This window comes from Pseudomonas sp. KnCO4 (assembly GCF_045344305.1).
In the GTDB taxonomy this organism is placed as follows: domain Bacteria; phylum Pseudomonadota; class Gammaproteobacteria; order Pseudomonadales; family Pseudomonadaceae; genus Aquipseudomonas; species Aquipseudomonas anuradhapurensis.
The window spans coordinates 4,570,419-4,583,094 of the sequence record NZ_CP174199.1 but is presented as its reverse complement, the minus strand read 5'-3'; the positions used below and the strand labels follow the sequence as shown (position 1 = coordinate 4,583,094).

The 12,676-nt window shown below is 64.6% G+C and carries 12 protein-coding genes and 1 other RNA gene; 9 read left to right on the top strand and 4 right to left on the bottom strand.

What is annotated here, in order from left to right; translation table 11 throughout:
* Positions 1-69: 69 nt before the first annotated feature.
* The 4 genes from ACJA3S_RS21235 to ACJA3S_RS21220 all read right to left on the bottom strand — a co-directional run bounded on the left by ACJA3S_RS21235 (position 70) and on the right by ACJA3S_RS21220 (position 3,513).
* The gene (locus ACJA3S_RS21235) at positions 70-648 is read right to left on the bottom strand and encodes a BON domain-containing protein (protein WP_170032432.1); all 579 of its coding nucleotides are present in this window, start codon (positions 646-648) and stop codon (positions 70-72) included.
* The gene (locus tag ACJA3S_RS21230) at positions 645-1,238 is read right to left on the bottom strand and encodes a phosphoheptose isomerase (RefSeq protein WP_012274070.1); all 594 of its coding nucleotides are present in this window, start codon (positions 1,236-1,238) and stop codon (positions 645-647) included. The genes ACJA3S_RS21235 and ACJA3S_RS21230 overlap by 4 nt, the downstream gene beginning before the upstream one ends.
* 86 nt (positions 1,239-1,324) lie before the next feature.
* The gene (locus ACJA3S_RS21225) at positions 1,325-1,696 is read right to left on the bottom strand and encodes a YraN family protein (RefSeq protein ID WP_406819894.1); all 372 of its coding nucleotides are present in this window, start codon (positions 1,694-1,696) and stop codon (positions 1,325-1,327) included.
* The gene (locus tag ACJA3S_RS21220; RefSeq protein WP_170032426.1) at positions 1,696-3,513 is read right to left on the bottom strand and encodes a penicillin-binding protein activator; all 1,818 of its coding nucleotides are present in this window, start codon (positions 3,511-3,513) and stop codon (positions 1,696-1,698) included. Before ACJA3S_RS21220 ends, ACJA3S_RS21225 begins: the two co-directional genes overlap by 1 nt.
* Positions 3,514-3,780: 267 nt before the next feature.
* Between ACJA3S_RS21220 and rsmI the strand changes: the two genes are divergently transcribed.
* The 9 genes from rsmI to mraY all read left to right on the top strand — a co-directional run bounded on the left by rsmI (position 3,781) and on the right by mraY (position 12,670).
* On the top strand, positions 3,781-4,575 hold the full coding sequence (rsmI, locus tag ACJA3S_RS21215) for a 16S rRNA (cytidine(1402)-2'-O)-methyltransferase (protein ID WP_406822288.1): 795 nt from the start codon (positions 3,781-3,783) through the stop codon (positions 4,573-4,575).
* A 67-nt stretch (positions 4,576-4,642) separates the two neighbouring features.
* Positions 4,643-5,002: RNase P RNA component class A (gene rnpB / locus ACJA3S_RS21210), an RNA gene on the top strand.
* 307 nt (positions 5,003-5,309) lie between these two features.
* Positions 5,310-5,765: a division/cell wall cluster transcriptional repressor MraZ gene (gene mraZ / locus ACJA3S_RS21205; RefSeq protein ID WP_004575120.1), complete on the top strand. Its 456-nt coding sequence runs from the start codon at positions 5,310-5,312 to the stop codon at positions 5,763-5,765.
* Complete coding sequence (gene rsmH, locus ACJA3S_RS21200; RefSeq protein WP_406819892.1) at positions 5,762-6,709, top strand: 16S rRNA (cytosine(1402)-N(4))-methyltransferase RsmH; 948 nt, start codon at positions 5,762-5,764, stop codon at positions 6,707-6,709. Before mraZ ends, rsmH begins: the two co-directional genes overlap by 4 nt.
* Positions 6,706-6,999 carry a cell division protein FtsL gene (gene ftsL / locus ACJA3S_RS21195; RefSeq protein WP_056801817.1) on the top strand — a complete coding sequence of 98 codons (294 nt, stop codon included), beginning with the start codon at positions 6,706-6,708 and terminating at the stop codon, positions 6,997-6,999. The genes rsmH and ftsL overlap by 4 nt, the downstream gene beginning before the upstream one ends.
* Positions 6,999-8,741, top strand: coding sequence for a peptidoglycan D,D-transpeptidase FtsI family protein (locus ACJA3S_RS21190; protein ID WP_406822287.1), 1,743 nt, complete (start codon positions 6,999-7,001; stop codon positions 8,739-8,741). The genes ftsL and ACJA3S_RS21190 overlap by 1 nt, the downstream gene beginning before the upstream one ends.
* Positions 8,738-10,228, top strand: coding sequence for a UDP-N-acetylmuramoyl-L-alanyl-D-glutamate--2,6-diaminopimelate ligase (locus ACJA3S_RS21185; RefSeq protein WP_406819890.1), 1,491 nt, complete (start codon positions 8,738-8,740; stop codon positions 10,226-10,228). The genes ACJA3S_RS21190 and ACJA3S_RS21185 overlap by 4 nt, the downstream gene beginning before the upstream one ends.
* On the top strand, positions 10,221-11,588 hold the full coding sequence (gene murF, locus ACJA3S_RS21180; RefSeq protein WP_406819888.1) for a UDP-N-acetylmuramoyl-tripeptide--D-alanyl-D-alanine ligase: 1,368 nt from the start codon (positions 10,221-10,223) through the stop codon (positions 11,586-11,588). Before ACJA3S_RS21185 ends, murF begins: the two co-directional genes overlap by 8 nt.
* Positions 11,588-12,670 carry a phospho-N-acetylmuramoyl-pentapeptide-transferase gene (mraY, locus tag ACJA3S_RS21175; protein ID WP_406819887.1) on the top strand — a complete coding sequence of 361 codons (1,083 nt, stop codon included), beginning with the start codon at positions 11,588-11,590 and terminating at the stop codon, positions 12,668-12,670. The genes murF and mraY overlap by 1 nt, the downstream gene beginning before the upstream one ends.
* The last annotated feature ends 6 nt before the right edge of the window (positions 12,671-12,676 follow it).

Here is a 12,676-nt window from a genome sequence, read left to right as displayed (position 1 = left end):
GGAGCATTGTTGTTGCCTGCCATGGCCCTGTCGCCGGTTGCCGGCGACAGGGCCATGGCAGGCAATGAATCAGTCGATGTACTCGAACAGCTTGACGATCTTCTGCACGCCCGACACGCCCTGCACCACGGCGGTAGCCGAGTTGGCCTCCTGCTGGGTTACCAGGCCGAGCAGGTAGACGATACCGTTTTCGGTAATGACCTTGATGCGCGAGCTGGGCACGGCATTGTCGGTCAGCATCTGGGCCTTGATCTTGGTGGTCAGCCAGGCGTCATTGTTGCGTGCCAGGATGGAGGAGGGCTGCATGACCTGCAGCTCGTTGTGCACTTTCTTGACCCGCTGTACCTGGCTGGCGGTTTGCTCGGCGAGGCTCTTGAGGTCGGCGCGTGGAGTCTGGCCGGCCAGCAGGACGATACCGTTGTAGCTGGTGACCACGATGTGCGAGCCCTTGTCCAGGTCAGGGCTGGCCTTGGCGATGTTGACTGCCGCCTTGGTTTCGATCAAGGAGTCGTCGATCTTGCTGCCGATGGTGCGCGTGCCGCGATCATCTTCGATCGGCGAATTGCGGGTTGAGGTCAGTACCGAGCTGCAACCGGTGATGCTCAGGCACAGGGTCAGGGCCATCAGGCCGAGGCGCATAGGGGTCATTCTTCACTCCCGAACAGTTGGCTGTCGATCAGGTCGCAGAGGCAGTGGATCGCCAGCAGGTGGACTTCCTGGATGCGCGCGGTAACCGTCGAAGGTACGCGGATTTCCACGTCTTCCGGCAGCAGCAGCGAAGCCATGCCGCCGCCGTCGCGGCCAGTCAATGCTACGACAATCATTTCGCGGTCATGTGCGGCCTGGATCGCCTGGATCACGTTGGCCGAGTTGCCGCTGGTGGAGATTGCCAGCAGAACGTCGCCGGGCTGGCCCAGGGCGCGGATCTGCTTGGAAAAGACCTCGTTGTAGCTGTAGTCGTTGGCGATGGAGGTCAGGGTCGAGCTGTCGGTGGTCAGGGCGATGGCCGGCAGGCTCGGACGCTCGCGCTCGAAGCGGTTGAGCAGCTCCGAGGAAAAGTGCTGGGCATCACCGGCCGAGCCGCCGTTCCCGCAAGCGAGCATCTTGCCCTCGTTGAGCAGCGCGTTGACCATGACCAGGCTGGCCTGCTCGATGTGCGGTGCCAGGATGTCCATTGCCTGTTGCTTGGTATCGATGCTGGCCTGGAACAGCCGGCGAATTCGGGATTGCATGTCCATCTGGTGACCTTAAGTAGGGCGGTGGCCGGCGCGACGCGCAACAAGGACCAGCCCGCGAAACATAGAGCAAAAAAATCGAAGTGGGTTCAGCATTCGAAGGCGTTTTTCAGCCATTGCAGCGGCCTGCCTGCGTGGTGGCTGCCCTGCAGGGCGACTACGTCGAAGCGGCAGGGGTGGTTGCCCCAGTGGGCCTGCTGTTGCAGGAACAGGCTGGCGGCGAGCACCAACCGTTTCTGCTTGCGCCCGTCGATACTGCCAAGGGCGCCACCGAAGCCCGCGTGCAACCGGTAGCGGACTTCGACGAATACTACTGTATCGGCGTCGAGCATGACCAGATCAAGCTCACCGCCTTTGCATCGCCAGTTGCGCGCCAGCAGTTCCAGACCCTGCCCTTGAAGGTACTCAAGGGCCTGGGTTTCTGCCGCCTGGCCGGCGCTGGTGGGCGACGCCGCGGCCATCAGCGAGGGGTGTCGGGCAGGCGCTTGACCTGGCCACCGGCGAACTCGGCCCAAGGCAGCTGGCGCTCGACACGCTGGCTGGCGTTCATGCTCAGGCTACCCGAAAGGCCCATTACCCGGTTGTCCGGCAGCGCTTTCAGCTGGCCCAGGCGCGGCGCCAGGCTATAGGCATCGACGCCCATGGCATACAGGCGACCGAGGCTGCCGGCAGCCTGTGGCCATTGCTGCACCACCTGCTGGCGCAGGCTGTTGCTGGTGTCGAGCAGCCACGGCGTTTCGCAGAAGCGGATGCCGTTCATGTCGTTGTACTGGTTGACGTCGCCGCTGGCACTGTACAGGTTCGAGGTGGCGTAGACCGGCACGTCACCAGCGTACTGGAAGTTCAGCGTCGGCTTGATCTGCTGCGCCTGTTGCGGGGTCGAGGCGAGGAAGATGAAGTCGATGTCCTGGCGGCGCGACGGCTGTGCGGCAATGCTGCCACCGACCGTGCTCTGCAGGCTCTTGGCGCGGCCTTCGCTCTGGCGCAGCTGGAACAGGTCGGCAATCTGCTGGGCCAGGGCGACCGGCTGGGCGATGCGCTCGGCGGCGAGCAGGGTGCCACCATTGCCTTCCCACTCCTGGCGGAAGGCGGCCAGCACGCGGTCACCCCATTCGCCGCTCGGTACCAGCGCCACGGCGCGCATCATGCCATCGGCGCGGGCACGGCGTGCCACTTCGCGGGCTTCGTCTTCGGCAGCCAGGCCGAACTGGAACAGCTGCGGCGGTGCCTTTTGCCCGGCATCGGCGTAGTTCAGCGCCAGGGTGGTAATTGGCAGTTGCGGTTTGCTGGCCAGCTGCTTCACCAGCGGTTTTTCCAGCGGGCCGATGACCAGTTGCACGCCAGCGGCCTGGGCCTGGCGATAGAAGTCGTCGAGCGAGCCGATGCGCGAGCTGTCGAACACCTGCACCGCGGGTGCTGGCTGGCCGGCTTGCTGGGCCTGGAAGTGGGCGGCCATGAAGCCGTCACGCAGGGCGCGGGCGACGCCGGCCAGCGGGCCGTCCTGGGGCAGCAGCAGGGCGATCTTGGTCAGCGGCTGGCTGGCCAGCTCCTTGAGCTTGGTCAGCGCCAGCGGCAGTTGCTGTGCCGCAGGGTGGCCCGGGTGCTGCTTGACCCAGGCGTCGATAGCGGCCTGTTGTTGCTCCAGGGTGCCGGCGCTTTTCACGGCGAAGGCCAGGCTGGTCCAGCCGGCCAGGGTCTGGTCGTTGACAGGCTGCTGCAGTTGCTCTGCCGGCAGCGAGGCGACCAGGGCCCAGATGGCGTCATGGTTGGCGCTGGCGGCCGGGCCGCTGAGCAGCGGGGCCAGCAGCACACGCTGCTGCGCGGCGGCCAGGGCCTGGCCATCGGCTTCAAGGGCGGCGGCGTGCACACTGTAGGTACGCACCTGCTGTTCTTCCGGCAGTTCGCCGACGCGCTGCAGGCTGGGGTGGGCCAGGGCTGTCAGGGCCGCCTTGGGCTGGTTGCGGCTCATCGCCAGTTCGGCACCGAGGGTGCTGGCGAACACCTGCTGGGCCGGTTTCAGTGGGTCCAGTGGCACCTGCTCGAGAATGCGTGCGGCGCGCGGGAAGTCCTTCTGCTTGTAGGCCAGGTCGGCCGCGCTCAGGCGCAGCAGGGCTGCGTCTTCTGCAGACTTGCTGGATGCGGCCTTTTCGAGCAGTTGCTCGATGCTGGCGTCCGGGGTGCGTGGCAGTTCGCCCAGGCTGGATGAGGGCGAGCTGGCGCAGGCTGCCAGCAGGGCAGCCAGGCAGAGGGCTGTGAACAGCCGCAGGCAAGCGATCATGTAAAGGTCCTGTTACTCGATCAAGGTGGCCGGCAATTGTACCCAAGCGCTGGCCGGGGCGCGATGTTGCCGTGTCGATCCTTCACTATAGGTGGCCTGCCAGTGGTCGTCGGCGAAGTTCTTTGCGACCTGTTGCAGGCGCTCGGGCTACAATGGCGGCTTTGATCCGGACGACAGGTGTACGCAGTGACTGATGTGCCAGGGGCTTCGAAATCCACCGTGGGGACGCTGTATGTGGTCGCCACCCCGATCGGCAACCTCGACGACATGAGCGCCCGGGCGCTGAAAGTGCTGGCGGACGTGGCCCTGATCGCGGCCGAAGATACCCGTCATTCGGTCCGCCTGCTGCAGCACTTTGGCATCGACACGCCGCTGGCGGCCTGTCATGAACACAACGAGCGTGACGAGGGCGGGCGTTTCCTTGCCAAGCTGCTGGCCGGCGAGGATGTGGCGCTGGTGTCCGACGCGGGTACGCCGCTGATCTCCGATCCGGGCTATCACCTGGTGCGCCAGGCGCGCGCGGCTGGGGTCAACGTGGTACCGGTGCCGGGTGCCTGCGCCCTGATCGCCGCCCTGTCGGCGGCCGGCCTGCCGTCGGACCGCTTCATCTTCGAAGGCTTTCTGCCAGCCAAGGCGGCGGGGCGGCGGGCGCGCCTGGAGCAGGTAAAAGAAGAGCCGCGCACGTTGATCTTCTATGAGGCACCGCACCGCATCCTGGAATGCCTCGAGGACATGGAGGCGGTATTTGGCGGCGAGCGCCCGGCGTTGTTGGCGCGCGAGCTGACCAAGACCTTCGAGACGCTCAAGGGCTTGCCCCTGGCTGAGCTGCGCGCCTTCGTGGCCGGCGACAGCAACCAGCAGCGCGGCGAATGCGTGGTGCTGGTCGGTGGCTGGAGTGCGCCCGAGGGCGAGCAGGCGATCAGTGCCGAGGCGCAGCGGGTGCTCGGGCTGCTGCTGGCCGAGTTGCCGCTCAAGCGGGCGGCGGCGCTGGCTGCGGAAATCACCGGGGTGCGCAAGAACCTGCTGTATCAATTTGCCCTGGAAAAGCAGAAGGTCGAGTAGTGGCACATTGATATAAATGCCGGTATTGCTTGTTCTTGGGCGCGCCTGCCGTTAATCTTGACGGCGGAGAGTCGATCGGACAGTCGCTGCCTGTTTTTGTTCCACAAGGACAGGGGGAGGAAAGTCCGGGCTCCACAGGGCAGAGTGCCAGGTAACGCCTGGGAGGCGCGAGCCTACGGAAAGTGCCACAGAAAATAACCGCCTAAGCACTTCGGTGCCGGTAAGGGTGAAAAGGTGCGGTAAGAGCGCACCGCACGGCTGGCAACAGTGCGTGGCTAGGTAAACCCCACTCGGAGCAAGACCAAATAGGGTTCCATCAGGCGTGGCCCGCGTCGGAACCGGGTAGGTTGCTAGAGGCGTCCAGTGATGGCCGTCGTAGAGGAATGACTGTCCTCGACAAAACCCGGCTTACAGATCGACTCTCCACCTTCCTTCCCTGCTTGATTCGATAGCAGATGCTCTCTGGTAATACCGAAAAGATCTTACTCTTCATAAATCACTTTAACTTCGAACTCCACTGGCTTGTGTGGGTTTGATTTTTCTTGTGTTTTTTTCTCCCCGGCAGTCCTTCCCCCTTCCTTTAATGCGCTAAATCTCGGTCCTGTAAGGCTTTTCCTTCCGAACGTGCCTTGACGGTGCTGCGGGCGGATTCCTATAGTGTGCGCAAGTGGCAGAAAGTGGGATGAAGTGGGTTTTCTGGCACAAAAAAGATAACATTGTGGGGAATCGCAGCCGTGTTCCGCGGAGCCAACGCCGTCAGCCTCGATGCCAAGGGACGTCTCGCCATGCCGAGCCGGTACCGTGACGAGCTCGATTCGCGTTGCAATGGTCAGCTGATCGTGACCATCGACGCCGTTGACCCCTGCTTGTGTGTTTATCCCCTCGATGAGTGGGAACAGATAGAAGCCAAGTTGCGTGCCTTGCCATCGTTGCGTGAGGAAAACCGCCGTCTGCAGCGCTTGCTGATCGGTAATGCGGTTGACCTGGAGCTCGATGGCAGCGGGCGTTTCCTGGTGCCGCCCCGTTTGCGTGAGTACGCCAAGCTCGACAAGAAGGCGATGCTGGTGGGGCAACTGAACAAATTCCAGCTGTGGGATGAAGATGCCTGGAACGCGGTTTCGGCAGCCGACCTCGCAGCTATTCAACAACCGGGTGCCATGCCCGACGAATTGCGTGACCTGATCCTGTGACCATAGATAGCGGCTTCAACCACATTACCGTCCTGCTCGACGAGGCTGTCGAGGCATTGGCCCTGCGCGCCGACGGTTGCTATCTGGACGGCACCTTCGGCCGTGGCGGACACAGCCGGCTGATTCTCAGCAAGCTCGGGCCGCAGGGGCGGCTGCTGGGGTTCGACAAGGATCCACAGGCGATTGCCACCGGGCAAGCGCTGGCGGCCGAAGACGGCCGCTTTGTCATTGTGCAGCGCAGCTTTGCCGAGCTGGGCGCGGAAGTGGCCGAGCGCGGCCTGCATGGCAAGGTCAGCGGCGTGTTGCTGGACCTGGGCGTGTCCTCGCCGCAGCTGGATGACCCGCAGCGGGGCTTCAGCTTCCTCAATGATGGCCCGCTGGACATGCGCATGAACCCGGACCAGGGCATCAGCGCCGCCGAATTCATCGCCACCGCGCCCGAGGAAGAAATCGCCCGGGTATTCAAGGAATACGGCGAAGAGCGTTTTGCCAAGCGCATGGCTCGCGCCGTGGTGCTGCGCCGCGAACAGCAGCCGTTCACCCGCACCGGCGACCTTGCCGAAGTGCTGAAGGTGGCCAACCCGGCCTGGGAGAAGGGCAAGAACCCGGCGACCCGTGCCTTCCAGGGCTTGCGCATCCATGTCAATAACGAACTCGGGGACCTCGAAACGGGCCTCGAGGCCGCGCTCGACGCGCTGGAAGTCGGTGGTCGCCTGGTGGTGATCAGTTTCCACTCGCTGGAAGACCGTATCGTCAAACTGTTCATGCGCAAGCTGGCCAAGGGTGAGGCAGACAACCTGCCGCGCAACCTGCCGGTGCAGCACAAGGCCTTCGAGCCGAAAATCAAGCTTGTCGGCAAGGCCCAGTTCGCCTCCGACGCCGAGCTCAAGGCCAACCCGCGGGCGCGTAGCGCGGTGATGCGGGTCGCGGAGAAGCTGCGGTGAGCAGGTTGTTTGCCAAACCTTTGCCAGGCGGAAGCTTCCTGATGCTTCTGCTGTTCGTTGCCGTGCTGGTTTCGGCCATCGCCGTGTCCTACAGCGCGCACTGGAACCGCCAGTTGCTCAACACCCTGTATGGCGAATTGAACGAGCGCGACAAGGCCCAGGCCGAGTGGGGCCGGCTGATTCTCGAGCAAAGCACCTGGACGGCTGCCAGCCGTATCGAAAGCCTGGCTTCCGAGCAACTGAAGATGCGCGTGCCCTCCGCTGACGAAGTACGGATGGTGGCGCCATGATGAAGCTCGAAGGCGCACTGTACCCGTGGCGCTTCCGCGTGGTGATCGCCTTGCTGGCGATCATGGTCGGTGCCATCTGCTGGCGCATCATCGACCTGCAGGTGGTCGACCGCGACTTCCTCAAGGGGCAGGGCGATGCGCGCAGCCTGCGGCACATCCCTATCCCGGCGCACCGCGGCCTGATCACTGACCGCAATGGCGAACCGCTGGCGGTCAGTACCCCGGTCACTACCCTGTGGGCCAACCCCAAGGAAATGCAGGCGTCCAAGGAGCGCTGGCCGCAGCTGGCCGCAGCGCTGGGGCAGAACCCGCAGCAGCTGATCGAGCGCCTGACCCAGCAGGCGAACAAAGAGTTCATCTACCTGGTCCGTGGCCTGACCCCGGAGCAGGGCCAGCACGTGCTCGACCTGAAAGTCCCCGGTGTATATGGCCTGGAAGAATTCCGCCGGTTCTACCCGGCCGGTGATGTCACCGCGCACATGGTCGGCTTCACCGACCTCGACGACCACGGCCGCGAAGGGGTGGAGCTGGCCTATGACGAGTGGCTGGCCGGCGTGCCCGGCAAACGGCAGGTGATCAAGGACCGGCGCGGCCGGCTGATCAAGGACATCCAGGTCACCAAGAACGCCAAGGCCGGCAAGACCTTGGCGTTGTCGATAGACCTGCGCCTGCAGTACCTGGCCACCCGGGAACTGCGCAACGCCATTGCCGAACAGGACGCCAAGGCCGGCAGCCTGGTGATCATGGACGTCAAGACCGGTGAAGTCCTGGCCATGGTCAACCAGCCGACCTACAACCCCAACAACCGTCGCAGCATGTTCCCCGCGGCGATGCGTAACCGGGCGATCATCGACGTGTTCGAGCCGGGCTCCACGGTCAAGCCGATTTCCATGAGCGCGGCACTGCAGAGTGGCCGCTGGAAACCGACCGACAAGGTCGAGGTGTACCCGGGTAGCCTGCAGATCGGTCGCTACACCATCAAGGACGTGTCCAAGAGCGAGGGGCCGATCCTCGACCTGACCGGCATCCTGATCAACTCCAGTAACGTCGGCATGAGCAAGATCGCCTTTGATATCGGCGGCGAGGCCATCTACCGGGTCATGTCCCAGGTCGGCCTGGGCCAGTACACCGGCCTTGGCTTCCCGGGCGAACGCGTCGGCAACCTGCCCAACCACCGCGAATGGCGCAAGGCCGAGACCGCGACCTTGTCGTATGGCTATGGCGTGTCGGTCACTGCCCTGCAACTGGTGCACGCCTACGCGGCGCTGGCCAACGACGGCAAGATGGTGCCGCTGTCGATCCTCAAGGTCGACAAGGCACCGGAAGCGGTGCAGGCCATACCGAAGGAAACCGCCGAAACCATCCAGGGCATGCTGCAGCAGGTGATCGAAGCGCCACGCGGTGTATTCCGCGCGCAGGTGCCGTTCTATCACGTGGCCGGCAAGTCCGGTACCGCGCGCAAGGCCACCGTGGGTTCCAAGGGCTACACCGAAAACGCCTACCGCTCGCTGTTCGCCGGCTTCGGGCCGATGAGCGACCCGCGCTACGCCATCGTCGTGGTCATCGACGAACCGGGCAAGGGCGGCTACTTCGGTGGCCTGGTTTCGGCACCGGTGTTCAGCAAGGTCATGTCCGGCACCCTGCGCCTGATGAACGTGCCGCCGGACAACCTGCCGCCACCCGCCCCTGTCGAACAATCGCAAGTCAATGCCGCAGCAACCGCCAAGGGAGGGCGTGGATGATGACAATGCCATTGAGCAAGCTTTTCGCCCACGCCAGCCGTGACCCGCTGATCCGTGAACTGAGCCTGGACAGCCGCAACGTGCGCCCGGGTGACCTGTTCCTGGCCGTGCCGGGCGCCAAGGTCGATGGCCGCGAGCATATTGCCGATGCCCTGGCCCGTGGCGCTGCCGCTGTGGCCTATGAAGAGCAGGGCGCCAACGTGCTGCCGCTGACCGAGGTGCCGCTGATCCCGGTCAAAGGCCTGGTCGCCCAGCTGTCGGATATCGCCGGTCGCTTCTATGGCGAGCCGAGTCGCCAGCTCGACCTGGTCGGCGTCACCGGCACCAACGGCAAGACCAGCGTCACCCAGCTGGTGGCCCAGGCCCTTGACCTGCTCGGCCAGCGCTGCGGCCTGATCGGCACCCTGGGTACCGGCTTCTACGGTGAACTGCAGAGCGGTCGCCTGACCACGCCGGACCCGATCGCCGTGCAGTCGACGCTCAACGACCTGAAAAAGGCTGGCGCCAAGGCTGTGGCCATGGAGGTTTCCTCCCACGCCCTGGAGCAGGGCCGTGTCGCCGCGCTGGAGTTCGACATCGCGGTGATGACCAACCTGTCCCGCGATCACCTCGACTATCACGGCAGCATGGAGGCCTACGAGGCCGCCAAGGCCAAGTTGTTCGCCTGGCCAAGCCTGCGCTGCCAGGTGGTCAACCTGGACGATGCCTTCGGCCGTCGCCTGGCCGACGACTTTGCCCGCCGCCCGAGCTTCGACCATGTCGAGACCCGGCTGCTCAGCTACAGCCTGGAAAACCCGGACGCCTCGCTGTTCTGCCGGGAAGCGCTGTTCAACGATGATGGCGTGCGGGCCACGCTGGTCACCGCCCAGGGCGAGCGTACCCTGCGCAGCCAGCTGCTGGGCCGCTTCAACCTCAGCAACATGCTCGCCGCCGTGGCCACGTTGCTGGCGCTGGACTATGCGCTGGACGAGATTCTCGACGTCACCCCGCAACTGCAGGGGCCGGTGGGCCGCATGCAGCGCCTGGGGGGCGGCGACAAGCCGCTGGTAGTGGTGGATTACGCACACACCCCGGACGCCCTGGAGAAGGTGCTCGAAGCCCTGCGCCCGCACGCGCACGGCAAGCTGCTGTGCCTGTTCGGCTGCGGCGGTGATCGTGATCGTGGCAAGCGCCCGCTGATGGCCCAGGTGGCCGAGCGCCTGGCCGACCGCGTGCTGGTCACCGATGACAATCCACGTAGCGAAGACCCGCTGCGCATCTTCGACGACATCCGCCCCGGTTTCGCCAGGCCTGCCAAGGTCGAGTTCGTCGCCGGTCGCGGCAATGCCATTGCGCACCTGATCGCCAGCGCCGCCGCCGACGACGTGGTCGTCCTGGCAGGCAAGGGGCACGAGGATTACCAGGAGATCAATGGCCAGCGCCAGGATTTCTCCGACCTGATCGAAGCCGAGAAGGCACTTGCAGCCTGGGGGGCGCCACATGCTTAAGCCGATGTCACTCAGCCAGCTGACCACAGCACTGGGTGGTCAGCAATTGGGCGCAGACGCCACGTTCACTGGGGTCAGCATCGACAGCCGTAGTGTTACTGCCGGGCAACTGTTCGTCGCCCTGGCCGGCCCGCGTTTCGATGGCCATGACTACCTGGCCGATGTGAAGGCCAAGGGCGCTGTCGCGGCGCTGGTCGAGCGCGAAGTGCCCGACGTCGACCTGCCCCAGCTGCGGGTAGTCGACTGCCGCCTGGCCCTCGGCCAGCTTGGCGCGCTGAACCGTGCCGCTTTCGCCAAGCCGGTAGTGGCCATTACCGGCTCCAGCGGCAAGACCACGGTCAAGGAGATGCTGGCCAGCATCCTGCGTACCCGTGGCCTGGTGCACGCCACCCGCGGCAACCTGAACAACGACCTCGGCGCACCGCTGACCTTGCTGGAAATCACCCCGGAGCACAGCGCCGCGGTCATCGAACTGGGCGCCTCGCGCATCGGCGAGATCCGCTACACCGTCGGCCTGACCCGACCGCAGGTGGTCATCATCAATAACGCCGGTACCGCCCACGTTGGCGAGTTCGGTGGCCCAGAGAAGATCGTCGAGGCCAAGGGCGAAATTCTCGAGGGCCTGGGCGAGGGGGGCACGGCCATCCTCAACCTGGCCGACAAGGCGTTCGGGATCTGGCGCAAGCGCGCCGGTGACCACCGCGTTATCAGTTTTGCCCTGGACAACCCGGAGGCCGACTTCCACGCCAGTGGCATCGGCCGTGATGCCCGTGGCTGCCCTTCGTTCACCTTGCACGGGCCTGACGGCAGCGTGCCGGTGCAGCTGAACCTGCTGGGTACCCATAACGTCAGCAACGCCCTGGCTGCTGCCGCTGCCGCGCATGCCGTCGGTCTGAGCCTGGACGGCATCGCCGCCGGCCTGGCCGCGGTGCAGCCGGTCAAAGGCCGCACCGTGGCGCAGCTCGCGCCGAATGGCGTGCGCGTGATCGATGACAGTTACAACGCAAATCCCACCTCCATGTGCGCGGCCATTGATATACTCGCCGGCTTTTCCGGGCGCACCGTCCTGGTGCTTGGGGATATCGGCGAACTGGGGCAATGGGCGGAAGAAGGCCACCGTCAGGTGGGCGCCTACGCATGTGGCAAGGTCGACGCCCTGTATGCCGTAGGCGCCAACATGGCGTATGCGGTACGGGCATTCGGTGCCAATGGTCGCCATTTCGCTACACAAGCTGAGCTGATCGACGCGGTTCGCGCCGAAAACGCCAGCGACACCACTATCTTGATCAAGGGCTCGCGCAGCGCTGCGATGGAAAACGTCGTGGCGGCTTTGTGCGGTGCCAGCGGGGAGAAACATTAATGCTGCTGCTGTTGGCCGAGTATCTGCAACAGTTCCACAAAGGCTTCGCGGTCTTCCAGTACCTGTCCCTGCGCGGGATCCTCGGTGTACTGACCGCGTTGTCGCTGGCGCTGTGGCTGGGGCCGTGGATGATCCGTACCCTGCAAATCCGCCAGATCGGCCAGGCCGTACGTAACGACGGCCCGCAATCGCACCTGTCCAAGTCCGGCACCCCGACCATGGGGGGCGCGCTGATCCTCTCCGCCATTGCCGTCAGCACCCTGCTGTGGGCCGACCTGACCAACCGCTACGTGTGGGTGGTGCTGATCGTGACCCTGGCGTTCGGTGCCATCGGCTGGGTCGACGACTACCGCAAGGTCATCGAGAAGAACTCGCGGGGCCTGCCGAGCCGCTGGAAGTACTTCTGGCAGTCGGTGTTTGGCCTGGCTGCAGCGGTGTTCCTGTACCAGACCGCGCCGACCAGCGTCGAGACCACGCTGATCCTGCCGTTCATCAAGGATGTCACCATCCCGCTGGGCATCGGTTTCGTCGTGCTGACCTACTTCGTCATCGTCGGCTCGAGCAACGCGGTCAACCTCACCGACGGCCTCGACGGCCTGGCGATCATGCCGACGGTGATGGTCGGCGGCGCCTTGGGCATCTTCTGCTACCTGTCGGGTAACGTGAAGTTCGCCGAATACCTGCTGATCCCCTACGTGCCGGGCTCCGGCGAGCTCATCGTGTTCTGCGGCGCACTGATCGGTGCCGGCCTGGGCTTCCTGTGGTTCAACACCTACCCGGCGCAGGTGTTCATGGGCGACGTCGGTGCACTGGCGCTGGGCGCTGCGCTGGGCACCATCGCGGTGATCGTCCGCCAGGAAATCGTGCTGTTCATCATGGGTGGCGTGTTCGTCATGGAAACCCTGTCGGTGGTGATCCAGGTCGCCTCCTTCAAGTTGACCGGCAAACGCGTGTTCCGCATGGCACCGATCCACCACCACTTTGAACTCAAGGGCTGGCCAGAGCCACGGGTGATCGTCCGCTTCTGGATCATCACCGTGATCCTGGTGCTGATCGGCCTGGCAACCCTGAAACTGAGGTAGATGAGC

Excerpts from the sequence above, each read along its gene's own strand:
- rsmI (WP_406822288.1), top strand. The coding sequence starts at position 3,781 with ATGAGCGCCCGGGCGCTGAAAGTGCTGGCGGACGTGGCCCTGATCGCG.
- murF (WP_406819888.1), top strand. The coding sequence starts at position 10,221 with ATGCTTAAGCCGATGTCACTCAGCCAGCTGACCACAGCACTGGGTGGT.
- ACJA3S_RS21185 (WP_406819890.1), top strand. The coding sequence starts at position 8,738 with ATGATGACAATGCCATTGAGCAAGCTTTTCGCCCACGCCAGCCGTGAC.
- ACJA3S_RS21235 (WP_170032432.1), bottom strand. The coding sequence starts at position 648 with ATGACCCCTATGCGCCTCGGCCTGATGGCCCTGACCCTGTGCCTGAGC.
- ACJA3S_RS21220 (WP_170032426.1), bottom strand. The coding sequence starts at position 3,513 with ATGATCGCTTGCCTGCGGCTGTTCACAGCCCTCTGCCTGGCTGCCCTG.
- mraY (WP_406819887.1), top strand. The coding sequence starts at position 11,588 with ATGCTGCTGCTGTTGGCCGAGTATCTGCAACAGTTCCACAAAGGCTTC.
- ACJA3S_RS21225 (WP_406819894.1), bottom strand. The coding sequence starts at position 1,696 with ATGGCCGCGGCGTCGCCCACCAGCGCCGGCCAGGCGGCAGAAACCCAG.
- ACJA3S_RS21230 (WP_012274070.1), bottom strand. The coding sequence starts at position 1,238 with ATGGACATGCAATCCCGAATTCGCCGGCTGTTCCAGGCCAGCATCGAT.
- ACJA3S_RS21190 (WP_406822287.1), top strand. The coding sequence starts at position 6,999 with ATGAAGCTCGAAGGCGCACTGTACCCGTGGCGCTTCCGCGTGGTGATC.